Origin of the sequence: Neorhizobium sp. BETTINA12A (genome assembly GCF_023006485.1) — a bacterium.
Lineage (GTDB): Bacteria > Pseudomonadota > Alphaproteobacteria > Rhizobiales > Rhizobiaceae > Neorhizobium.
The window spans coordinates 44,028-66,284 of record NZ_JALBGW010000012.1 but is presented as its reverse complement, the minus strand read 5'-3'; the positions used below and the strand labels follow the sequence as shown (position 1 = coordinate 66,284).

Annotated in this window: 19 protein-coding genes; 12 read left to right on the top strand and 7 right to left on the bottom strand. The window is 62.7% G+C overall.

Annotated elements, in window-relative coordinates:
• The first annotated feature begins 22 nt into the window (after positions 1-22).
• From MOV61_RS05925 to MOV61_RS05910, 4 genes are all read left to right on the top strand, one after another.
• Positions 23-781: a FadR/GntR family transcriptional regulator gene (locus tag MOV61_RS05925; protein ID WP_247135922.1), complete on the top strand. Its 759-nt coding sequence runs from the start codon at positions 23-25 to the stop codon at positions 779-781.
• A 33-nt stretch (positions 782-814) separates the two neighbouring features.
• Positions 815-1,810 carry an MDR family oxidoreductase gene (locus MOV61_RS05920; protein ID WP_309493785.1) on the top strand — a complete coding sequence of 332 codons (996 nt, stop codon included), beginning with the start codon at positions 815-817 and terminating at the stop codon, positions 1,808-1,810.
• A gap of 91 nt (positions 1,811-1,901) precedes the next feature.
• Complete coding sequence (locus MOV61_RS05915; RefSeq protein ID WP_247135921.1) at positions 1,902-4,214, top strand: xanthine dehydrogenase family protein molybdopterin-binding subunit; 2,313 nt, start codon at positions 1,902-1,904, stop codon at positions 4,212-4,214.
• Positions 4,215-4,320: 106 nt separating this feature from the next.
• Complete coding sequence (locus tag MOV61_RS05910; RefSeq protein ID WP_247135920.1) at positions 4,321-4,941, top strand: nucleoside triphosphate hydrolase; 621 nt, start codon at positions 4,321-4,323, stop codon at positions 4,939-4,941.
• Positions 4,942-4,964: 23 nt separating this feature from the next.
• Here MOV61_RS05910 and MOV61_RS05905 read toward each other — a convergent pair whose 3' ends face one another.
• The 4 genes from MOV61_RS05905 to MOV61_RS05890 all read right to left on the bottom strand — a co-directional run bounded on the left by MOV61_RS05905 (position 4,965) and on the right by MOV61_RS05890 (position 9,277).
• A complete protein-coding gene (locus tag MOV61_RS05905) occupies positions 4,965-6,035 on the bottom strand; it encodes an ABC transporter ATP-binding protein (protein ID WP_038545874.1) in 1,071 nt (356 codons plus the stop codon).
• 22 nt (positions 6,036-6,057) lie between these two features.
• Positions 6,058-6,942, bottom strand: coding sequence for a carbohydrate ABC transporter permease (locus MOV61_RS05900; protein ID WP_247135919.1), 885 nt, complete (start codon positions 6,940-6,942; stop codon positions 6,058-6,060).
• On the bottom strand, positions 6,935-7,861 hold the full coding sequence (locus MOV61_RS05895; RefSeq protein WP_038549680.1) for a carbohydrate ABC transporter permease: 927 nt from the start codon (positions 7,859-7,861) through the stop codon (positions 6,935-6,937). The genes MOV61_RS05900 and MOV61_RS05895 overlap by 8 nt, the downstream gene beginning before the upstream one ends.
• A 120-nt stretch (positions 7,862-7,981) precedes the next feature.
• On the bottom strand, positions 7,982-9,277 hold the full coding sequence (locus MOV61_RS05890; protein ID WP_038545877.1) for an ABC transporter substrate-binding protein: 1,296 nt from the start codon (positions 9,275-9,277) through the stop codon (positions 7,982-7,984).
• 232 nt (positions 9,278-9,509) lie between these two features.
• On the opposite strand from MOV61_RS05890, the gene MOV61_RS05885 reads away from it, so the two are divergent.
• From MOV61_RS05885 to MOV61_RS05875, 3 genes are read left to right on the top strand one after another with little or no spacing between them, the layout of a single operon-like run.
• On the top strand, positions 9,510-10,709 hold the full coding sequence (locus tag MOV61_RS05885) for an ROK family transcriptional regulator (RefSeq protein WP_038545882.1): 1,200 nt from the start codon (positions 9,510-9,512) through the stop codon (positions 10,707-10,709).
• A 34-nt stretch (positions 10,710-10,743) separates the two neighbouring features.
• On the top strand, positions 10,744-11,847 hold the full coding sequence (locus MOV61_RS05880) for a Gfo/Idh/MocA family protein (protein ID WP_247135918.1): 1,104 nt from the start codon (positions 10,744-10,746) through the stop codon (positions 11,845-11,847).
• An 18-nt stretch (positions 11,848-11,865) separates the two neighbouring features.
• Positions 11,866-12,507: a ThuA domain-containing protein gene (locus MOV61_RS05875; RefSeq protein ID WP_247135917.1), complete on the top strand. Its 642-nt coding sequence runs from the start codon at positions 11,866-11,868 to the stop codon at positions 12,505-12,507.
• Positions 12,508-12,684: 177 nt separating this feature from the next.
• Here the strand turns inward: MOV61_RS05875 and MOV61_RS05870 are convergent, their stop codons facing one another.
• Entirely contained in the window at positions 12,685-14,772 is a 2,088-nt protein-coding gene (locus tag MOV61_RS05870) for an alpha-glucosidase (protein ID WP_258718797.1), read from the bottom strand.
• Positions 14,699-15,403 carry a GntR family transcriptional regulator gene (locus MOV61_RS05865; protein WP_247135915.1) on the bottom strand — a complete coding sequence of 235 codons (705 nt, stop codon included), beginning with the start codon at positions 15,401-15,403 and terminating at the stop codon, positions 14,699-14,701. Before MOV61_RS05865 ends, MOV61_RS05870 begins: the two co-directional genes overlap by 74 nt.
• A gap of 103 nt (positions 15,404-15,506) precedes the next feature.
• On the opposite strand from MOV61_RS05865, the gene MOV61_RS05860 reads away from it, so the two are divergent.
• The 5 genes from MOV61_RS05860 (at position 15,507) to MOV61_RS05840 (ending at position 19,727) form a co-directional block, all read left to right on the top strand.
• Positions 15,507-16,664, top strand: coding sequence for an LLM class flavin-dependent oxidoreductase (locus tag MOV61_RS05860; RefSeq protein WP_247135914.1), 1,158 nt, complete (start codon positions 15,507-15,509; stop codon positions 16,662-16,664).
• 14 nt (positions 16,665-16,678) lie between these two features.
• Positions 16,679-17,572 (top strand): aldo/keto reductase family oxidoreductase, encoded by an 894-nt coding sequence (locus MOV61_RS05855; protein WP_247135931.1) that lies wholly within the window; start codon positions 16,679-16,681, stop codon positions 17,570-17,572.
• On the top strand, positions 17,572-18,105 hold the full coding sequence (locus tag MOV61_RS05850; protein WP_408962355.1) for a flavin reductase family protein: 534 nt from the start codon (positions 17,572-17,574) through the stop codon (positions 18,103-18,105). The genes MOV61_RS05855 and MOV61_RS05850 overlap by 1 nt, the downstream gene beginning before the upstream one ends.
• Positions 18,106-18,198: 93 nt before the next feature.
• Positions 18,199-19,368 (top strand): pyridoxal phosphate-dependent aminotransferase, encoded by a 1,170-nt coding sequence (locus tag MOV61_RS05845; RefSeq protein ID WP_247135912.1) that lies wholly within the window; start codon positions 18,199-18,201, stop codon positions 19,366-19,368.
• 29 nt (positions 19,369-19,397) lie between these two features.
• Complete coding sequence (locus MOV61_RS05840; RefSeq protein WP_247135911.1) at positions 19,398-19,727, top strand: hypothetical protein; 330 nt, start codon at positions 19,398-19,400, stop codon at positions 19,725-19,727.
• A 13-nt stretch (positions 19,728-19,740) separates the two neighbouring features.
• Here the strand turns inward: MOV61_RS05840 and MOV61_RS05835 are convergent, their stop codons facing one another.
• On the bottom strand, positions 19,741-22,182 hold the full coding sequence (locus MOV61_RS05835) for a DNA translocase FtsK (protein WP_247135910.1): 2,442 nt from the start codon (positions 22,180-22,182) through the stop codon (positions 19,741-19,743).
• Between the last annotated feature and the right edge of the window lie 75 nt (positions 22,183-22,257).

The following is a 22,257-nucleotide window of genomic DNA, read 5'->3' as shown; positions in this document are numbered from 1 at the left end:
CAGGAACCATGGGAAGGGTGAAATGATCCTCAAATACGACGAGGTCGTCCGCACGGGCATCGCGAGACAGGTATCGGACAATATCCGTTCCGCGATCATGGACGGCCGGCTGAAGATCGACGAACGCCTGCCGACCGAGGAAGAACTTGCCCGAAGCTTCGGCATTTCCCGCCCAACGGTGCGCGAGGCCCTGAAGCGCCTCGCCGCCCAGAACCTCATCCATTCCAAACGCGGACCGACCGGCGGCAATTTCGTCAAGCGGCCGGATCCGGAAGGTCTTTCCAAGGCGATTACCGGCGCGGCCACCCTGCTGGTCGGCATCGGCGCCTTCGACATCGAAGAGATCATCACCGCCAGGCTGGAAACAGAAGCCGTCTGCTGCCGGCTGGCCGCCGCAAATCGCAGTGAAACCGACCTCGCTGCGATGGAAGCGGAGATCGCGGTGCAGCTCGACGAGGCTGTCAGCGACGAGGATTTCTGCGCTTCGGACGTGCGTTTCCATAGAGCGCTGGTGGAATCGACCGGCAACGGCCCGCTGAAACTGATGATGTACACCGTCATCGAGGCCTTCATTCCGATCACCAACATGATCGTCTTCCGCGTCCGCGAACGCCGCCACGTCGCCTCGCTGCACCAGGAAATCGTCGACGCGGTGCGCAGTCGCGAAGATGCCAGGGCCGCCGATGCGCTGGCGCGGCTGCTCGCCTATGTGCGCGAAAGTTATTCCGCCGTGCTCGACGCGCGTGCCAGGCGGGACGCCACTGCACAGGCCTCCGCTTAAAAACCAACATCGCCACGATATCGGGAGAGAGACATGACCGAGACCTTCACCGCCATGGTGATCGATGCCGTCGACGGCAAGCCGAAAGGCGCCTTCAGAGAGATCTCGATCGCCGACCTTCCCGACAACGACGTGCTGGTCGAGATCGCCTATTCGACGTTGAACTACAAGGACGGCTTGGCGATATCAGGCAAGGGCCGCATCGCCAGGCGCATGCCGATGGTCGGCGGCATCGACCTCTCCGGCACGGTCGTCGAATCCCGCTCACCGGAATGGAAGGTCGGCGACAAGGTCGTGCTGAATGGCTGGGGCCTTTCCGAAACCGAATGGGGCGCCTTTGGCCGCTACCAGCGCGTCAAGCCGGAATGGCTGATCCCTCTGCCCGACGCTTTTTCGATGGAACAGGCGATGGCAATCGGCACCGCAGGTTATACCGCAGCGCTCTGCGTCGATGCGCTGGAAAAATGGGGCTCGATCAAGCCTGGCGAAGGCGAAGTGCTGGTGACGGGTGCTGCCGGCGGCGTCGGCTCGGTTGCAATCGCCCTTCTCTCGGCACGCGGCTACAACGTCACCGCCTCCACCGGCCGTCCGGAAACCCATGACTATCTCGCCTCGCTTGGAGCTTCCAATTTCATCGATCGCGCCGTGCTTGCCGAAAAGGGCGGTCCGCTGCAAAAGGAACGCTGGACCGGCGGCGTCGACAGCGTTGGTTCGACCACCCTCGTCAACGCGCTTTCCCAGACGATGCGCGGTTGCGCCATCGCCGCCTGCGGCCTTGCCGGCGGGGCCGACCTTCCGGGAACCGTGCTGCCGCATATCCTGCGCGCCGTGACGCTGATCGGCGTCGACAGCGTCATCGCCACCCGCGAACAGCGGCTCTCCGCCTGGGCCCGGCTGGCGTGCGATCTCGATCCCGCCAAGCTTTCGGAAATCACCACGACGGAACCGATGTCCAACCTGCCGCAACTCGCCGAGGATATTATTGCGGGGAAAATCCGCGGGCGTGTGGTGATCGACGTGACGAAGTAGAAAAAGGTATACCAGAGGCGGCTTTCCATTCGCGGGCCGGAGGCGGTAGAGATATCTCCGGCAGAAAATTGCATGGCGTGGGAGAGTGGTTTTGAGCAGTGATCACGAGGTCTTCACCGGTCGTCGGGAAGACATAAGACTTGTTACCGGCCAGGGCGCATATACCGCCGACAAGGTGCTGGATAACCAGCTCTACGCAGCATTCCTGAGAGCCGACCAGCCGCATGCGCGCATCGTTTCGATCGATGTCGAGGCGGCGCTCGCCGCACCGGGCGTCCATATCGTGCTGACCGGCAAGGATGCGCTCGAAGCGAACCTGATCGCCCCCGGCCCGCTGGTCTCCTTCCCCGGCGTCGATGGCATGAAGATCAAGGCACCACATCGTTATGCTCTATCGACCGACCGCGTCCGTTTCGTCGGCGAACCGGTTGCCATGGTCGTGGCCGACAGTGCCGAAGCGGCTGCCGATGCGCTCGAACTGATCGCGGTCGATTACGAGGACCTGCCGGCGATTATCGACCCGGAGGCTGCGCTGGAAGACGGCGCGCCGCAGCTTTTCGACGACGTGCCGGGCAACTTGGTCTTCCTGCATGGTTTCGGCGACAAGGCGACAGCCGATGAGGCCTTCGCCAAGGCCGCGCATATCTCGACGCTGACGGTCGAGTCGCAGCGCGTTGCCGCCAATCCTCTCGAACTCAAATCCTTCATGGCGGCATACGACGCCGAGACGGAGGTCTTCGACGTCTATTCCGCCAGCCAGGGGACGGGCCTTGCCGATGGCCTTGCCCGCTTTACCGGTCACCCGCCGGAAAAGGTGCGGCACCACATGGGTGATGTCGGCGGCAGCTTCGGCATCCGTGGCGCCCCCTATCCGGAATATGCGGTGATCATGCTTGCCGCCAAGAAGCTCCGTCGGCCGGTGCGATGGACCGCCAGCCGCACCGAAAGCTTCCTCGCCGATTATCACGGCCGGGCGGTCCGCTTCACCGGGGAGATGGCGCTCAGCGAAGCGGGAGAATTCCTCGGCATAAGGATGAACGTCGTCTGCGATCTCGGCGCCTACCATTCGCCGGCCGGTGCGCTGATCAACGTCCTGAACCCGATGCTGACCGGCACGGGCTGCTACCGCATTCCCGCCGTCTTCGGGCTCAACCGCCTCGCCTTCACCAACACATCACCGATCGCCGCCTATCGCGGCGCCGGCCGTCCGGACATCAATTATTTCGTCGAGCGGTTGGTGGATCAGGCCGCCAGCGATCTCGGCATGGACCGGATAGAGATCCGCCGGAAAAACCTGATCCCCGACGATGCCTACCCCTACAAGACACCGACCACCGTCTACGACAGCGGCAATTATGTCGCGATGCTTGAGGAAGCCGTCTCGGTCTCCGGCTGGAAAGGTTTCGAAGCCCGCCGCAAGGAGTCGGAAAAACGCGGCAATCTGCGCGGCATCGGCATGGGCATCTTCGTCGAGCCGTCCGGCGGCGGCCATATGCCGGAAGAAACCGAAATCCGCTTCGAGGCGGACGGCACGCTGACGCTCTACACGCTGTCCGGTTCCGCGGGCCAGGGCCACGAGACGGTGCTGCCGCGGCTGGTCGCCAAGGAACTCGGCATCGACGAGAACCTGATCAACCTGCGCGCCAACAGCGTCCATGCGCCCCACAAGCTCAAGGGCGCCGGCACGATGGGATCGCGGACCATGGCCTCCCACGGTGCCTCGCTGACGATCACCTCCCGTGAGGTGGTGAAGAAGGGCCTGAAGTTGGCCGCTGAGACTCTAGAAGCGTCCGAAACCGATATCGAATTCGACCATGGCCATTACAAAGTGGCCGGCACCAACATGTCGATCTCGCTCCTGGAACTCGCCGCCCGCAACGTCACGCCGGAGGGCAATGCGCTGGATACGCTCGCCTCGATCCAGCCGGAGCGCAGTTTCCCCGGCGGCGTGCATGTCGCCGAAGTGGAGATCGACCCCAATACCGGCGACACGAAAGTCACGTCCTATATCGGCGTCGACGATGCCGGCCATGTCATCAACCACACGCTGCTCGAAGGCCAGATGCACGGCGGCCTCGCCCAGGGCGCGGGCCAGGTGTTTGGCGAGCATATCGTTTATGACCGCGACAGCGGCCAGATGCTGACCGCCAGCTTCATGGATTATTTCATGCCGCGAGCCGATTTCATGCCGACGCCCCGCTTCCTCGACCTGCCGGCCCCCTCGCCCACCAATGTGCTCGGCGTCAAGGGCGGCGGCGAAGCGGGCACGACGGGGGCGTTGCCGACGCTGATGAACGCTGTCCTGGATGCGCTCCGGTCTGCCGGCGTCAAGGATTTTGATATGCCCGCAACGCCTTCCCGGGTCTGGGAGGCCCTCAAGGCAGCCAGTGAGGGCGCTCAATAAGTCTCCGGTCCGCGCGCTGGTCACCTATCCCGTTCATGGATTGCCTGTGCGCCTTGCGGGACGTTAGAAGTCCTTTCAGCGAAATGGAACGCAAGGCGTCGACGCAATGACACTGGACGACATCACCAACACCGTCATCAACCGAGCCAAAGATAGCCGGCGTTTCATCGTTGCGGTCGCCGGCCCGCCGGGCGGCGGAAAATCCACGCTGGCCGACGCCCTGCACGAAGCCCTGCTGGCGCGCGGCGAGCTGGCCGAAGTCCTGCCGATGGACGGCTTCCACATGGATAACGGTATCCTGGAAACCCGCGGCCTGTTGCCCCGCAAGGGAGCACCGCAGACTTTCGACGTGCGCGGTTTTGCCGACATCCTCAAGGCGGTGCGGCACGGAGACGAGGAGGTGCTGGTGCCGGTCTTCGACCGATCGCGTGAGATCGCCATCGCCTCGGCCCGCCCGATCTCGCCCGAGACTCATATCGTTCTGGCGGAAGGCAATTACCTGCTGATCGACGAAGCGCCCTGGTCGCGGCTTGCGGAGATGTTCGACTTCACGATCTTCGTAGGCCCTTCGGAAGAGGTGCTCCGCGAGCGGCTCAAGGCACGCTGGGTCCATTATGGGCTCGACGAAGCCGCGATTGCCTGGAAACTCGACGGCAATGACTTGCCGAACGGCCGCTATATCCTCGCCCACTCACGGCCGGCCGACATCAGGCTCGAAAGTTTCTGAGGCCTGTTGCGGACAATGCCGGCCTAGAGGGCCACTCCCGTTTCACGGTCGAAGACATGCACCTGTTCGGCCGGGATGTTGGCTTCGAACCGCGCGCCGTAGCGGGCCGGATATTCGCCGTCGACGATGGCGACGACCGGGTGGCCGGCGAGGTCGAAGATGATATGGGTCTGTGCGCCGGTCGGCTCGACCAGCAGCGTCTGCCCGGCAAGCGCAGTACCCCCGACGCCGGGGCTCAGATGCTCCGGACGCAGGCCGACCTTGATCGCCTGGCCACGCTTCACCTTGCGATCCGGCGCGATGCGGATCGCGGTTCCGTCGCCAAGGCGAGCGGACGGTTCGCCGCCATCACCGTCCACGGTGCCGTCGAGAAGGTTCATCGCCGGAGAACCGATGAAGGCGGCAACGAAGAGGTTGGCCGGCTTCTTGTAAAGTTCCATCGGCGTGCCTTCCTGCTCCACCTTTCCCTGATTGAGGACGACGATGCGGTCGGCGAGTGTCATCGCCTCGATCTGGTCGTGGGTGACGTAGATCGATGTCGTCCCGACCTTCTGGTGCAGCTGCTTGATCTCGGCGCGCATCTGCACACGCAGTTTGGCGTCGAGATTGGAAAGCGGCTCGTCGAACAGGAAGACGGCCGGGTTGCGGACGATCGCCCGGCCCATGGCGACGCGCTGACGCTGGCCGCCGGAAAGTTGCGCCGGCTTGCGATCGAGAAGCGGCATCAGGTCGAGCATGCGCGCGGCTTCGGCGACGCGTTCGGCAATCACCGGCTTCGGGGTTCCGGAAAGGCGCAGGTTGAAGCCCATGTTTTCGGCAACCGTCATATGCGGATAAAGCGCATAGGACTGGAACACCATGGCGATGTTGCGCTCGCGCGGGGTCAGCTCGTTGACCACGGCGTTGTCGATGATGACCTCGCCGGCGGTGATTTCCTCAAGCCCGGCAATCATCCGCAACAGCGTCGATTTTCCGCAGCCGGAAGGGCCGACCAGAGCGACGAACTCGCCGTCTTCGATCGCCAGCGACACGCCATGGATGACCGGGAGTGCCCCATAGGCCTTGCGGACTTGTCTGAGTTCGACGGATGCCATGCGAGTTACTCCGGGTCGGGGCTCAGGACTTCACCGCACCGGCGGTCAGACCGGCGATGATGTGCTTCTGGGCCAGGAAGAAGGCGATGATGGTTGGCAGGATGGTGAGTGTGATGAAGGCCAGCACCAGCTGCCATTCGGTGCTGAATTCGCCACGATAGATCATGATGCCGAGCGGCCAGGGATAACGGCTCTCGGAATTCAGCATGATCAGCGGCACGATATAACTGTTCCAGCTGCCGACGAAGGAGATGATGCCGACGGTAGCGATGATCGGCCGCGACAGCGGCAGCGTGATGTGCCAGAAGAAGCGCATATAGCCGCAGCCGTCGACGAAAGCCGCGTCGAAGAGTTCGGACGGCAAATTGCGGAAGTAGTTCCGAAACAGCATGATGCTCATGCCCATGCCGAACGCGACCTGCGGCAGCACCACGCCCCAATATGTATCGATGAGCCCCAGATCGCGGATGCGGATGTAGAGCGGCAGGATGGCCGTCGCTGCCGGGAACATCAGCCCGATCAGGAAATAGTTGACCAGATAATCGGTGCCGAAGAAGCGGATATGTGCGAAGCAGAAGGCTGCCATGGCACCGAAGGTCAATGTCAGGAACACCGTCAACAGGGCGATGATCAGCGAATTGCTCATCTGCAGCCAATAGCGCTTGCTGATGATGATGTCCGTGTAGTTCGACCACTGCCATTCCGTCGGCAGGCCGAAAGGATTGCCGCGCAGTTCGCCGAGGGTCTTGAAGCCGCCGAGCGCAGTGCTGATGAGCGGCACCACCACGATTGCCGCCACGATGATCAGCGATATGTACATATAGACCTGCGTGCCGGCGCGGATCCGCTGGCCGGACGTCGGCGCGCTGGCGGCATCGATGGGCTGTGCTGTCGAGATATCAGTCATTGCGCATGAACACCCGCTTGTAGCTGAAGGCGAGCGTCACGCAGATCACGAACAGCACCACCCCGACGGCGCTGCCGAACCCGACCTGCATGCGGGTCACCCCGAAATTGTACAGGAACGTCACCATCGTCTGCGTCGAGTTCGACGGACCGCCGCCGGTGAGCGGCATGATCATGTCGAAAAGCTGCAGCGAACCGACGACCGCAAAGAAGACCGAGAGACGCACGGTGGAGCCGAGCAGCGGCAGCGTCACAAGCCGGAACTTCTGGAAGCCGGTCGCACCGTCGATGTCAGCCGCTTCCAGCACGCTCTTGTCGATCGCCTGCAGGCCGGCGATGAAGAGCATCATGTGAAAACCGAAATACTTCCAGACGATGACGCCCAATATCGCGTACATTGCCAGGTCGCGGTCGGCGAGCCAGAAGGGTGGTTCGACGCCAATGAAATGCGAGATACCGGCGACGAGACCGAAATCCCCGTCATAAACGAAACGCCAGATCATCCCTGCTGCAACATCCGCAAGCACGTAGGGCAGGAAGAAGATCAGCCGGAAGAACAGCGCACCCCTGATCCGGCTGGAGATCATCGTCGCCAGCCAGAGCGCCAGCGGAACCTGCACGCAAAGCGAGGCAAGCACGATCAGGCCGTTGTTGATCAAAGCCTGGGTGAAGGCGCTATTGCGGAAAATGAGCTGGTAGTTGCGCCAGCCGACCCACTGGGTCGGGCTGCCATAGCCGTTCCAGTTATAGAAGGAATACCAGGCGGCCTCGCCCATGGGCAGAATGACCAGCACCGTGAACAGAAGAAGCGCCGGTGGCAGGAACAGGATCAGCACCGGCCACTTGCTGTTGGCAAGAGAACGCTTGCGGCGCCGCGCTACCACAAGTGTATTCCCGGAAGGGACGGCATTGGCAGACATCAGCATATCGCTCATCGATTTTCGAGCCTTTCGGGCTGCGAGACGCCGTCAGGCGAGGACGGGAACCGGCGCTCCCAGGGTTGCTGGAACCTTAGGGGAGCGGGAGCGCCGGCGCTGCGCTTACTTTCGTTCGAGGGAGTAGGCGTCCTCGATCTGCTGCGCCGCGGCAGCCGGTTTCATGCTGCCGGAGACCACTTCGACGCTGATGTCGTTGACGATCGCACCGACATTGGGGCCGAGATCCTGATCGAGAAAGTTCTGGTGCCAGGTTTCCTTGCCAAGAGCTTCGGCAACTTCCTTCAGCAGCGGCTTCGAGATCGCTTCGCTCGCACCCTTGGCAACGGGCATGATCTGCGTATCCCTGGCGAGAAGCTTCTGCACGTCGGCGCTTGCCATGTAGCGGAGGAATTCCTCGGTTTCAGGCGGCGCATTCTTGGTGACGGCCCATCCGTTGAGACCGCCGAAACTGTCGGTGGTCACGCCGGGCCCTCCGCTGACGACGGGGAACGGGAAGCGGCCGATATTGTCGTCGGCAAGGCCTTTGCGGCTCGTCGAATTCGACGCCTGCGTCGCCGGCGTATTTTCGAAGCTCAGGATGAGCGCGGCACGGCCATCGCCGAACGTGGCAAGCGCATCGTTCCAGGTCGCACCCAGATAGCCATTCTGGAATGGCTCAAGTTTGCCGAGTTCCGCCATGCGCTCGCCTGCCTTGACGAAAGGCTTGCCGGCGAAGCCGTCGTTCTTGCCGGCCTTGGCGTCGGCAAAGCCCTTTTGCCCCGCTTCGCGCATAGCGAGATAGCTCCAGTAGAAATGCAGGGGCCACTTGTCCCGCCCGCCGCCAGCGATCGGCGTCACGCCGGCCTGTTTCAGCGTTTTGACAGCGCTGAGGAAATCGTCCCAGGTCGCGATCTTCGAGGCGTCGACGCCAGCCTTCTTGAACAATTCCTTGTTGTAATAGAAGGAAACGAGGCCGGTCCTGACGGGCGAAGCCCAGACCTTGCCGTCAAAGGTCAGGCCATCGACGGCGGAGGCATTGATCGACTTGCGCCATTCCCCCCCGTTCGCGTCGATCGCCGCATTGATTGGCCGCAGCGTGCCGGTCTCGGACTGCGCCTTGAGGACGCCGCCGCCCCAGGTATAAAAGATGCTTGGCGCGTCTTTCGATTGCAGAAGCGTCGGCAGCTTCGCCTTGAAGGCCTGGTTTTCCAGAAATTGCATCTCGACCTTGACGCCGGGATGCTTGGCCTCGAAATCCCTGGCGATCTGGTTCCAGACCGTGATGTTCGCCGGCACCTGCTCGACATGCATCCAGCGAATGACGCTGTCCGCTGCAGCGACGCTGGCCGTAAACAGCCCACCCGCGAGAGCAACAGCGGTCGCGGAAATCAGACGCATCCTGTAGTATCTGTTGGACATTGAAGGCGCTCCTCCCAAAGCTTTATTCCTGTATCCGAATTAAATAATCGGCAAGCCCAACGCATCTGTCAATAGCCCTGCACGAGATTGGCCGATTTTGGCAAAAAATGCGCCATTCTCTGCTTTTACCTATTGCATGCCGCACAAAATCGGCTCTAGAACAAAGCGAATTTAATTTGCACCTCGAATTAAATAGCAGTTTGGTGCAGAAGCCGACGAGTGCGCAGAACAGATGAAAACCGCCGATCCGGAACTCATGCGTGCGATGAATCGCCTCAGCGTGCTGGATACGATCCGGCGGCGCGGTCCCATCTCCCGTGTCGAAATTTCCGAGCGCACGGAACTCTCCACGACCACCGTTTCCGCCATCACCGCTTCCCTGCTCGATGATGGGCTGATCCTGACCCGCCACGAAGGTGATATCCGCAACGAGGCGGTGCGCGGCCGGCCGCGCGTCATGCTGGAGGTCAATCCGGATGCCGCCCGCGTCGTCGGCGCCAAGATCGCCGCAAGCCGCATGGTCTTCGTCGTCACGAATTTCCGCGGCGACGTGCTCTCCAAGCTCACCCTGCCGATCCGTATCGACCGGCAGCCGATCGCAGTCATCGCCGACCTCGTCGAAGACGGCGTGCGCCGCTGCGTCGTCGATGCCGGCCTGTCGCTGGAGGATGTCGACAGCGTCTGCCTCGGCCTTCCGGGCGTCATCGAACACCGTACCGGGCATGTCCGCTCAAGCCCGATCTTTCGCGAGATCAACATCGATTTTGCGACCGAAATGTCGACGCGCCTCTCGACGCCGACCATCGTCGAGAGTGACGCACATGCCATCACGCTCGGCCATCACTGGTTCGGCAAGGCCCGCGATCTGCAGGATATGGTCTTGATCTCGCTGGAACAGACGCTTGGTCTCGGCGTGCTGCATGGGAACCGGCTTTTCCGCGGTGCCGGCGGCCTCAGCCACAATCTCGGCGATCTCGTGCTCGGCACCGGTCCGCAGGGCATCGTGCGGCTTTCGAGCCAGGCGGGCGAGAGCGCCATCCTCGGCGAGCAGCAGGCGGACGGACGTTTTGCCGAAGCGGTAAGGCTCGGCCGCGGCATGACCCATGTCCAGGCACTGATCCAGGCCGACGACGACCGGCTGATCGCCGCGGCCGTTCGCGCCGGCGAGGCTGTCGGGCTAACGATTGCCAACATCGTCACGCTGTTTGCGCCGCCGCGCGTCATCCTCGTCGGCTCGTCGCTGGCGCTGGGCGAACCGTTCCTGAACAGCCTGCGCGATGCCTATGCGCTCGCCATCCCGCCGTCGCTGAAAGGCGTCAGCGAACTCGTCTTTGACGATTCTACGGATGATTTCTGGGCGCAGGGAGCGGCGGCCGTAGCACTTTACGAACTTTACGAATCGCCCTGGAGCACCACCGGGCCGGCGCTCTGACGCGCCAAGCATCAGCATTCATCGGGAGGAAACAATGGACAAAGTCGGTATCGGCATCATCGGATGCGGCAATATTTCGGGCGCCTACCTGAAGGCGATGACATCCGCTTTTCCGATCCTCGATATCCGCGGGCTGGGCGATCTCAACCGCGATCTGGCCGAGGCGAAAGCCTCCGAATTCAACCTTCAGGCCCGTACGGTCGACGAATTGCTCGCCGATCCGAAGGTCGAGATCATCGTCAACCTGACGATCCCCAAGGCGCATGTCGCCGTCGGGCTGCAGGCACTCGATGCGGGCAAGCACACCTATTCGGAAAAACCTCTCGGGATTAATTTCGCGGAAGGGAAAAAATTGGCGGAGGCCGCAAAGGCCAAGGGCCTGCGCATCGGTGCCGCCCCCGACACCTTCCTCGGCGGCGGCCACCAGACCGCCCGCGAGCTGATCGACCAGGGCGTCATCGGGATTCCGGTCGGCGGCACCGCCACATTCATGTGCCCTGGCCACGAGCGCTGGCACCCGAACCCCGCCTTCTATTACGAGGTCGGCGGCGGTCCGATGCTCGACATGGGTCCCTATTACATCACCGACCTCGTCAACCTGCTCGGCCCCGTGTCGCAGGTGGCGGGTTTCGCGGTGACGCCCCGCAAAGAGCGCATCATCACCAGCGAGCCGCGCAACGGCGAGCGTATTCCGGTGCATGTTCCAACCCATGTGGCCGGTGTCATGGCCTTTGCGAACGGCGCGGTCGTCCAGATCGGCATGAGCTTCGACGTCGCCGGCCACAAGCATGTGCCGCTCGAAGTCTACGGCACCGAGGGTACACTGATCGTACCGGACCCGAACCGCTTCGCCGGGCCGGTCGATTACCTGAAGAAGGGCGGCCAGTTCGAGGATCAGCCCGTGACCCTGCCCTATGCGGACGGCAACTATCGCTCGATCGGCGTTGCGGACCTGGCTTACGCGATCCGCTCCAACCGCCCGCACCGGGCGAACGGCGACCTGGCGCTGCACGTGCTGGAGGTCATGGAGGCTTTCCATACGGCCTCCGCCGAAGGGCGCACGATCAAGATCACCACGGCCACGGAGCGCCCTGCTCCGCTGTCGGAATCGCTTGTTGACGGCCAGCTAGCGAAATAATTCTGGAGGAAGACTAAAATGCGTGAAGCACTCATCGTTTGGGGCGGCTGGAGCGGCCACGAACCACAGGAATGCGCCGAAATCATCAAGGACATGCTCGAGGAGGACGGTTTCAAGGTCTATATCGAGCATTCGACCGAGGCCTTCGCCGATCCATCCATTCACGATCTGAGCCTCATCGTGCCGATCATGACGATGTCGAAGATCGAGAAGGAAGAAGTGAAGAACCTCGCCGCGGCCGTCCAGAACGGCGTCGGCATCGCCGGTTATCACGGCGGCGCCGGCGACGCGTTCCGCGAATCGGTCGACTACCAGTTCATCATCGGCGGCCAGTGGGTCGCCCATCCCGGCAACATCATCGATTATACGGTCAACATCACGAGGCCCGACGACCCGCTGATGGAGGGGATCGCCGATTTCCCCTACACGTCCGAGCAATATTACATGCATGTCGACCCCTCGAACGAGGTGCTGGCGACGACGACGTTTACCGGCGACCACGCCTACTGGATCGACGGCGTCGTCATGCCGGTCGTCTGGAAGCGGAAATACGGCGAGGGCCGCGTCTTCTATTCCTCCCTCGGCCACCAGGCGAAGGAATTCGACGTGCCGCAAATGAAGACGATCTTCCGCCGCGGTGCCAACTGGGCGGCGCGGTGAGGCGGAATTGACGACCGTGCGGCACACCAATCTCCCCCCTTGTGGGGGAGATGCCCGGCAGGGCAGAGGGGGGTGCTGCGGGCACTCTTCTGCAGTTGAGTTCGCTGCACCGCCGCCCTCTGTCACCTCCGGTGACATCTCCCACAAAGGGGGAGATTGGGAATTTACCGCAGCGCCTCACATTTCCCTCAACGCCGCAAACATCTCCGCAAAAGCCGCATCCGTCCGATAAAAGACCGGCGGACAACCGATCGGCGACGCAACCGTCACCTCTTCCCCGCCTGCATATTCGACGCCGCTCCATACATGCACCCACCTCGCCCCTTCCGGCAGATAAACGTTCCGCACATCCTGCGCCGCATGCCAGACCGGTGCCACCAGCAGTTCCGGGCCGTAAAGATAGGCATCCTGAATGGCGTAGGTCTTCGGGTCATGCTCGTAATGCAGAAAGAGCGGCCGCTGCACCGGCAGGCCACGGGCGGCGGCTTCCTTGGACAGCGTCTTCAGGTACGGCGTCAGGTGCACGTAGATCCGCGTCATCCGGGCGAAATGCTCCAGCACTTCCGGGTCCTGGTCGATCTGGATATTGTCGCGCGGACGGTTGCCCTCGTGGCTGCGCATGACCGGTGTGAAGGCCGCCATCTCGGCCCAGCGCATCAGCAGTTCCGGGGTGCGGACATTGCCGAACAGGCTCGTATAACCGCCGATATCGGAATGATGATAGGCGTTTCCGAGCAGGCCTGATGAGAGGGCTGCGCACATCACCGTGACGAGCCCGTCGTGGCGCGAGAAGTCCACCGACTGGTCGCCACCCCACAGCAGCGGGCAATGTTTCTGCACGCCGGTAAAGCCGGCCCGCATGAAGAACAGTGCCTCGCCCGTCTTGCCGCGGCTGGCGATCGCCTTGGCGTTGACTTCGGCCCAGAGGGTCGGCCAGGCATTGTGCATCAGCTTGGCATCGATGCCGTTCGCAAGCTCCACATCGATCGGCAGGTATTCGCCGAAATCGGCCATCCAGCCGGTCAGCCCGAAATCGAGCATACGGCGGCCGATGACTTCCTCGGCAAACCATTCGGCCGCTTGCCGGTTGGTGAAATCAACGACGCCGCAATCGAATTCGCCAAAATCGACGATCGCCGTGCGGCCGAGCTGATCCTTGGCGAAATAACCCGCGGCTTCCGCTTCCGGAAACAGCGAGCCGTCGACGCAGAGATAGGGATTGACGTAGCCGAGGAAGCGGATGCCCTCGCCGTTCAGCTCGGCGATGCGCTGGCGCAGGTCCGGATAACGCTCGTCATTCGCCTGCCAGTCCCAGAACAGCCGCGATCCGAACGAGGTCTGGCGAAGCCCGACCCAATCCTCGCACCAGAGACCTGAGACCTGCACACCGGCATTGCGCATCTTTTCCAGCCGCTCGAAGGAATTGACGCCGTCCTTGAGGCCGATGATCGCGCCCTTGTAGACCCAGTCCGGCAATTCCGGCTGCCGCCCGAACCGCAGAGACAGGGCCTCGACCAACTCGGCGAAATTCGGCGCGGCAAACAGCTCGATCCGCTCCGGCACCGCCCAGGTTTCGATCTCGTGAAAGGTCTTGCGCCGGAAATCGAAGACGGAATAGGCGGTCGTCTCCACATGCAGCGCATAGCGCGCCGAGGAAATATAGGTCGGCTGCGGGTAGTTGGTATTGTAATAGTCGCCGCCCGCCTTGTCCTTCAGGTCGGACTTGAAGGTGATCTCGCTCGTCTTGTCGCGACCGACGCCGGGCTCCGAGGTCCAGAGCGGAAAGCGGCGTCCGCGCATGTCGAAATAGGACATCTGCTCGCCGCCGCCCCAGACATGCTCGTCGTTGTCCGCATGAATTCGGATCCAGAAGCGGTTGATCGTCTCGTCCAATGACCGGAAATGCACGGCGGTTTCCGAGACCGTCAGCTCCAGCCGCGGCGCCCGGCCCTCGGCCTCCGAGAGGCTGACCACATTGCCGGCGACCTCCGCATGGCGCAGGGCGCTGCGCTCGACGATGTAATCCTCGACCTCGAAATTGCCGCGGTACATGTCCATTCGCTCCTGCCCATGGCCGACGAATATGCAGGGCGAGGCAGCGCTGTGCCGCAGGATGCTGCGGCCATTCAGCGATATGGAAAAACCGTCTTGTGTCGTTTCGAATTTCATCTTGTCGGTACTCGATTGTTGTCTACCGCAGCCGCGATACGTATCGCGCCACGGAATGGTCGAACCATGTGCGGGAAACCTCGGCCAGGGCGCCATCCTGTGCCTGGCTCACGCGCAGCACATGGGGGATCGGCGCACCCGGCTTCTGGCCGAAGGCCGGCGGCGCCCAGTCGGGCACGGTGCCGAGGTCGATCTTGTCTTCCGCCCGGACGATCCAGAGACCCAACCGGGTGCGGTAGAAGAGGTAGAGGGATTCCGACAGGTCTTCCGGGGTGATCGCCGCCACATAGGAACCGTCGAGCCAGATCTCCTCGAGCGCCGCGACCTTGCCCGACAGCCGACGAATGCGGCGGATGCGATGCCCTTCCGGCGAAAAGCCGAACCTCGGCAAGTCCTTGGGTTTGTCGAGCCGCATCACATCGAGCAATTCCGCGGTCGGCAGACCGCCGCCCTGGATCAGTTCCAGCCGGAACATCGCATAAACGCTCTTCGGATCACTGATCGCCCGGACATAGTTTCCGGACCCCTGCACCCGTTCCAGCAGCCCGCGGTTCTGCAGTTCCGCCAGCGCCTTGCGCAGCGTGCCGACCGCAATGCCGAGCTGCACCGCCATGTCGCGCTCCGGCGCCAGCTTCTCCCCGTCGACAAGCCGGCCGGCCGCGATGTCGCGAACCAGAAGTTCGGCGATTTGCAGATAGATCGGCAGGCTGCCCGGATAACTGTCCATAAGCCGTTCCCCCTCCCCGAGGAATGACGCATCGAAATTGATACACTATTGATTTACACGAACGCGGATGATATTCAAGTCCCAGGAGTCGAGGAGAATTTTGATGACCGTCGTGCCCATAACATCACAGGATCTCGATGCCGCCGAGGTATCCTGGTTCGCCGCCCTGTGCTCAGACGACTACGCCTATCTCGGCGTCCCGGATGACGCGTTGAAGTCCAGCTGGGAACATTGCTCCGACATCGTCAGGCGCGCCGAGACGCTCGGTTTCCGCAACATCCTCTGCCCCTCGTCCTATCAGGTCGGCCAGGACACGCTGAGCTTCGCCGCAGCCGCCTCGCAAATCACAAACCGGATCAATCTGTTGGCTGCCATCCGCTGCGGCGAGATGCAGCCGATCATGCTCGCCCGCACGGTCGCCACGCTCGACCACATGCTGAAGGGCCGGTTGACGCTCAACGTCATCAGTTCCGATTTCCCCGGCGAAGTCGCCGACAGCGCCTTTCGGTATCGCCGCAGCCATGAGGTCGTGCAGATCCTCCGCCAGGCCTGGACCCGCGACACGATCGACCACGAGGGCGAGGTCTACAATTTCAAGGGTATCACCACCGAGCCCGCCCGCCCCTACCAGCAGAACGGCGGCCCGCTTCTCTATTTCGGCGGCTATTCGCCGGATGCGCTGGAGCTCTGCGGCGCCCAATGCGACGTCTACCTGATGTGGCCGGAAACCAGGGACCAGTTGGCCGAACGCATGAAGGCCGTCCATGCCCGCGCCGCGGCCCATGGGCGGACGCTGGACTACGGCCTGCGCGTCCACATGATCGTCCGCGACACGGAAAAGGAGGCCCGCGAATATGCGGAACACCTCGTCTCCAAGCTGGACGACGAATACGGCCAGCTGATCCGCAGCCGCGCCCATGACAGCACCTCGCTCGGTGTTTCGCATCAGGCGAAGGCCCGTGAACTCGCCGACAAGTTTGGCTACGTCGAACCTCACCTCTGGACCGGCATCGGCCGTGCCCGCTCCGGCTGCGGCGCGGCACTTGTCGGCTCCGCCGACCAGGTGCTTTCGGAAATCGAGGCCTACAAGAAGATGGGCATCCGGGCCTTCATCTTTTCGGGCTATCCGCATCTCGACGAAGCGGAACATTTCGGCCAGAAGGTGCTGCCCGAGCTCAAGACCTGTTCGCTGCCGCATGCCTATGGTCGCGTGCCGGCCGAGACACCCGCAACGCCGCTCGGCAACGGGAGACGACACTGATGGCCCCTCATCACCTGGATCGCATTCAACTTTCGCCCGATCTCCAGCTCAGCCGCCTCGTTTATGGCATGTGGCGGATCGGCGACGATGCCGATACCTCGCCGAAACATGTTCAGGCGAAGATCGAAGCCTGCCTGGCGCAGGCTATCACCACCATGGACCAGGCCGATATCTATGGCGGCTATACGGCGGAAGCGATTTTGGGCGGGGCGCTGAAAACCTCGCCTTCGCTGCGCGACAAAATCGAGATCGTCACCAAATGCGGCATCGTCGCGCCGGCTGGCCGCCACTCCGTCGTCCGTGGCAAGCACTACGATACGAGCGCTGCCCATATCACCGCTTCGGTCGAGGCCTCGCTGCGTGACATGGCAACGGACTATATCGATTTGCTGCTGATCCACCGGCCCGACCCGTTGATGGATCCGGACGAAACCGGCCCGGCGCTCGATGCACTGGTCGTATCCGGCAAGGTGCGTGCCGTCGGCGTCTCGAATTTCCGCCCCTGGGATTTTTCGCTGCTGCAATCCTCCATGGAGGCCGAACTCGTCACCAACCAGATCGAGATCAGCCTCCTCGCCTCCGAGGCATTCACCAATGGCGATCTCGCCTATCTGCAGGAGCGCAACATCGCGCCGATGGCCTGGTCACCGCTCGCCCGCGGCGGCATCTTCAAACCCGAACACCAGCCTCTGATGGCCGTACTTGAACGGGTAGCGGCAGAACAGGGCGTCGACGCATCGGCCGTGGCGCTGGCCTGGCTGCTGCACCATCCGGCAAACATTCTTCCGATCATCGGAACCAACAATATCGCGCGCATCGCGACGAGCGCGGACGCCTTGAAGGTTACCATCGATCGGCAGACCTGGTTCGAACTCTACACAGCCGCAACCGGAAAGCAGGTGCCATGATGATCACTGCCGACACCGCAAGCATATCCAGCGAACAGATCTTCGTTCCGGATGCATCGACCGCGCGGCATTATCGCAACGCGCTCGGGGCGTTCACGACCGGTGTGACTGTGGTGACGGCAACAACGCCGGATGGCCCGATCGGCATGACGGTCAACAGCTTCACCTCGGTGTCGCTCGATCCGCCGCTGGTTCTCTGGTCGCCGGCAAAGAGCTCGTCTCGTCATGGCGCCTTCACGACGGCGAACCATTTCGCCATCCATGTGCTCAGCGCCGACCAGGATCTGCTCAGCGCCCGGTTCACCCGCGGCGGTCTCGGCTTTGAGGAGCTTTGCTGGAACCTGAACCGTGAAGGCGTGCCGGTCATACCCGGCACGCTCGCCCGTTTCGAATGCGAGCTGTCCTCGATGCACGATGCCGGCGATCATACGCTGATCCTCGGCCGCGTGCTGCGTGCAGCCCACCGCGAAGGCGATCCGCTGTGTTTCTCCCGCGGCACTTTCGGCCGTTTCGCAAGCACCACCAGCCAGTAAACAATAAAATCCGGCATCGGAAATGTTGACCCGCGGGCGCGGTTGGGCCAAGTCAGTCTTGCGACAAACCAGCCAGGACCGACAGGGCAATCCATGACAATCATCAGACCGGAGATCAGCGCCCGCGCCGCAGCAGCGCCCCGCAGTGGCATTGGCGAAATCGTCACCTATGCCCGAGGCCGCGAAAACCTGATGCCGCTCTGGATCGGAGAAGGCGATCTGCCGACGCCCGATTTCATTACCCGCGCCGCCAGCGAAGCCCTGCTCGCCGGCGAAACCTTCTACACCTGGACGCAAGGGATTCCGGCGCTCCGCGAGTCGATCGTGCGTTATTACCAGCGGCACTATGGGCGGGACCTGTCGGTCGACAACATCTATGTCACCGGCTCCGGCATGCAGTCGATCGTGCTCGCCATCCAGACCGTCGCCTCCGCCGGCGACGAGATCGTTTACCTCTCTCCTGCCTGGCCGAATGTCGTCAACGCCATCGGTGTTTCGGAAGCCAAGCCGGTGACCGTCGAACTCGACTTTACCGACGGTCGCTGGGCGCTCGATATCGACCGGCTGGAGGCAGCGATCACACCGAAGACCAGCGCCCTCTTCATCAACTCGCCGTCAAACCCGACCGGCTGGACCGCGACGCATGACGACCTGAAGGCCGTCCTCGAACTCGCCCGCAAGCACGGCCTGTGGATCGTCGCCGACGAGATCTACGGCCTCTATTATTTCGAAGGCGCCCGCGCGCCTTCTTTCATGGACGTCATGGAGCCGGAAGACCGGATCATCTTCGCCAATTCCTTTTCGAAGAACTGGTGCATGACCGGCTGGCGGGTCGGCTGGATGGTCGCACCGGCGGAAATCGGCCAGACGCTGACCAACCTCATCCAGTATTCGACCTCGGGCGTCGCCCAATTCATGCAGAAGGGCGCGATTGCCGCTCTCGAACAAGGCGACGACTTCGTCCGCACCAATATCGAACGGGCGCGAAAATCCCGCGACATCCTCTGCGACGCGCTGATCGCCACCAACCGTGTGGAAACGCTGAAGCCTGCCGGCGCACTTTATGCCTTCCTGAAGATCGACGGTGTCACCGACAGCCGCGGGGAGGCGTTCAGGATCGTCGACAAGACCGGCGTCGGATTGGCGCCGGGAACCGCCTTCGGCCCGGGCGGACAAGGCTTCATGCGCGCCTGTTTCCTGCGCGATCCGTTGCAGGTCGAGGATGCCGCAAACCGGCTCAGCGACTATATCCGCAGCCGGTAATCCGCCGGAGCCATCGATCCGGGTGCCACATGACCAGAATTCTATTGATCCTTGTCGTCACTCTGGCGAGCTTCGGTCCCGCCCGTGCCGAGGATGCTGAAGTCGAACCCTGGGCCAAGGAAAAATGCATCCGCTACGAGCGCGCCTGGAACCGGGCCAAGGATTTCATTGGGCTCGAGGGCGTTAGCGCCGAGTTCATCAACGGCAACGAAAAGTTCATCGCCGATGGCTGTTCGAGCGGTGCGGACGTCTGCCCGCACACGCCCAAGGAGATTGAGCTCGCCAATGCGCTGACCATGGCGGCGATGAATTTCGGCACCGCGAGCAGTTTCCTGCCCTTCATCTGCCGCCAGCGGTAAGGGCTGCCGGCGATCAGTCCCCGAAATCCTCGGCTGCGGCGGAACGTCCGCCGGCAATGATCTCTCGTTTGCCGACATGGTTGGCGGGGCCGACCAGGCCTTCCTGCTCCATGCGCTCGACCAGCGATGCCGCGCGATTGTAGCCGACCGAGAGGCGGCGCTGGATATAGGAGGTCGAGCACTTGCGGTCCTTCATGACCACTTTGACGGCCTTGTCGTACAGTTCGTCGCTGTCGTCTCCGCCCATCGCGCTCTTGTCGAACACGGCTTCCTGGCTCGAAACGTCCTCGTCTTCCTCGGCGTCTTCATCCTCGGTAACCGTGCCGAGATAGTCCGGCCGGCCTTGGGTCTTCAGGTGGCGGACCACCAGTTCGACTTCGGCATCCGAGACGAACGGGCCGTGGACGCGGGAAATCCGCCCGCCGCCGGCCATATGCAGCATGTCGCCCTGGCCGAGCAGATGTTCGGCACCCTGCTCGCCGAGAATGGTGCGGCTGTCGATCTTCGACGTCACCTGGAAGGAGATGCGGGTGGGGAAATTCGCCTTGATCGTGCCGGTGATGACGTCCACCGACGGGCGCTGGGTCGCCATGATCAGGTGAATGCCGGCGGCGCGCGCCATCTGCGCCAGCCGCTGGATCGCGCCTTCGATATCCTTGCCCGCAACCATCATCAGGTCGGCCATCTCGTCGACGATGACGACGATGTAAGGCATCGGCGAGAGATCCATCTCCTGCTCTTCGTAGAGGATTTCGCCCGTCTGCCGGTCGAAGCCCGCCTGGACGCTGACGGAGATGACCTCGCCTTTTTCGCGGGCGCTTGCGGCACGCTGATTGTAACCGTCGATATTGCGCACGGCCAGGCGCGACATCTTCTTGTAGCGATCCTCCATCTCACGGACCGCCCATTTCAGCGCCAGGACGGCCTTCTTGGGATCCGTCACGACAGGAGTCAGCAGGTGCGGGATGCCGTCATAGACGGAAAGCTCCAGCATCTTCGGGTCGATCATGATCAGCCGGCATTCCTCCGGCCGCAGCCGGTAGAGAAGCGACAGGATCATCGTATTGATGGCGACCGATTTGCCCGAGCCGGTGGTGCCGGCGACAAGCAGATGCGGCATCTTGGCGAGCTCGGCGATAACAGGTTCGCCGCCGATCGTCTTGCCGAGGCAGAGCGCCAGCCGATGCTTGGTTTCCCAATAGTCCTCGCATTCGATAAGTTCGCGGAAATACACCGTCTCGCGCGTCGCGTTCGGCAGTTCGATGCCGATCACGTTGCGGCCGGGCACCACGGCGACGCGGGCCGACAGCGCCGACATCGACCGGGCGATATCGTCCGCAAGGCCGATGACACGCGAGGATTTGACGCCGGGCGCCGGCTCGAATTCATAAAGCGTCACGACCGGACCCGGCCGCACGTCGATGATCTCGCCGCGAATGCCGAAATCCTCGAGAATGCTTTCGAGCAGGCCGGCGCTCTGCTGCAGGGCATCCGGCTGCATCGCCTGGCCACGCTCGCCCTGCGGCTCCTGGAGCAGCGAGATCGGCGGGAACTCATATTCCGCATCCGCCGGCCGCACGGTCCGCGGACGTGCGATCTCGGGTTGGACGGGAGCCGGTTGCAGGGCAACAGGCTCCGCGGCCATGACCGGCGCGGATACAGGTACCTGCTGCGCGACAGGGGCAGGCACGGGTGCGACGACGACCGGTGTCTTGGTTTTCGCCACGCGCTGCGGAGCGGGCTGAACCGGTCCGGGCGTCTTGACCGGCTCCGGTCTCGGAGACGGCGCGACGACCACGGTCCTGGCAGCAGCCCTGCGCGGCACTTCGCGATAGAGATCCGTGACCGGAGCACCGGGTTGCGCCACGACGACGGGCAGGACCTGCGATTCAATCGGCCGGGCTTCGGCCTCGATGACATTTGGCCCTTCGAGTTCGAACGGCATCGCGTCCCAGAAGGCAAAATCGGAGATCGCGATGTCCTGGCGCGGCGCCACGAGAGGTGTTGCCTCCTGAACCGGTTCGGGCCGCGTGACGAGGACCGAATGCGTTTCCGGCACATGGTAACGCATGGTCGCGGCAAGCTGCTGCAGGCCCGCGATCTGTTCGAGCGGAGCGGCGGACGGTTGATAGGTTACCGGCGAATCATGAGTGGCAGCTGTCAGGAACACTTCGGACGGAATCACTTCGATCTCTTCGGCAACAGGCATATTGACCGGCCCTTCGGGAGCCTGTCCGGCATTCGCCTTGCGGGTGAGCACACTTTCGGGCGTGCGGGTGAACCGCACATTCGGCGCCAGTCGGAAAGCCGCCTGCCAAGGCGCCTGCTCCAGAACCGGTTGATTGAAATCCGCAAGGCTCTGCGCGGGACGAGGCTGCTGCGCCGCGTCGACGGCATCGTCTCCGGCGTTAGGGAGGTCAGAACTCTGGGGATGATTATTGCGTGAGAACTGCATGACAACCAGACGAGATACGGGAACGGCACATTCTCACAGGAAGTAGAAAATAAAGGTTAACCGGTTCTTTCCACG

What these genes read in the sequence shown, in the direction of transcription:
- MOV61_RS05875 (WP_247135917.1), top strand. Translation starts at nt 11,866, where the DNA reads ATGCGTGAAGCACTCATCGTTTGGGGCGGCTGGAGCGGCCACGAACCA.
- MOV61_RS05925 (WP_247135922.1), top strand. Translation starts at nt 23, where the DNA reads ATGATCCTCAAATACGACGAGGTCGTCCGCACGGGCATCGCGAGACAG.
- MOV61_RS05895 (WP_038549680.1), bottom strand. Translation starts at nt 7,861, where the DNA reads ATGTCTGCCAATGCCGTCCCTTCCGGGAATACACTTGTGGTAGCGCGG.
- MOV61_RS05890 (WP_038545877.1), bottom strand. Translation starts at nt 9,277, where the DNA reads ATGTCCAACAGATACTACAGGATGCGTCTGATTTCCGCGACCGCTGTT.
- MOV61_RS05835 (WP_247135910.1), bottom strand. Translation starts at nt 22,182, where the DNA reads ATGCAGTTCTCACGCAATAATCATCCCCAGAGTTCTGACCTCCCTAAC.
- MOV61_RS05910 (WP_247135920.1), top strand. Translation starts at nt 4,321, where the DNA reads ATGACACTGGACGACATCACCAACACCGTCATCAACCGAGCCAAAGAT.
- MOV61_RS05870 (WP_258718797.1), bottom strand. Translation starts at nt 14,772, where the DNA reads ATGGCGCCCTGGCCGAGGTTTCCCGCACATGGTTCGACCATTCCGTGG.
- MOV61_RS05900 (WP_247135919.1), bottom strand. Translation starts at nt 6,942, where the DNA reads ATGACTGATATCTCGACAGCACAGCCCATCGATGCCGCCAGCGCGCCG.
- MOV61_RS05860 (WP_247135914.1), top strand. Translation starts at nt 15,507, where the DNA reads ATGACCGTCGTGCCCATAACATCACAGGATCTCGATGCCGCCGAGGTA.
- MOV61_RS05845 (WP_247135912.1), top strand. Translation starts at nt 18,199, where the DNA reads ATGACAATCATCAGACCGGAGATCAGCGCCCGCGCCGCAGCAGCGCCC.
- MOV61_RS05865 (WP_247135915.1), bottom strand. Translation starts at nt 15,403, where the DNA reads ATGGACAGTTATCCGGGCAGCCTGCCGATCTATCTGCAAATCGCCGAA.
- MOV61_RS05880 (WP_247135918.1), top strand. Translation starts at nt 10,744, where the DNA reads ATGGACAAAGTCGGTATCGGCATCATCGGATGCGGCAATATTTCGGGC.
- MOV61_RS05850 (WP_408962355.1), top strand. Translation starts at nt 17,572, where the DNA reads ATGATCACTGCCGACACCGCAAGCATATCCAGCGAACAGATCTTCGTT.
- MOV61_RS05840 (WP_247135911.1), top strand. Translation starts at nt 19,398, where the DNA reads ATGACCAGAATTCTATTGATCCTTGTCGTCACTCTGGCGAGCTTCGGT.
- MOV61_RS05920 (WP_309493785.1), top strand. Translation starts at nt 815, where the DNA reads ATGACCGAGACCTTCACCGCCATGGTGATCGATGCCGTCGACGGCAAG.
- MOV61_RS05885 (WP_038545882.1), top strand. Translation starts at nt 9,510, where the DNA reads ATGAAAACCGCCGATCCGGAACTCATGCGTGCGATGAATCGCCTCAGC.
- MOV61_RS05905 (WP_038545874.1), bottom strand. Translation starts at nt 6,035, where the DNA reads ATGGCATCCGTCGAACTCAGACAAGTCCGCAAGGCCTATGGGGCACTC.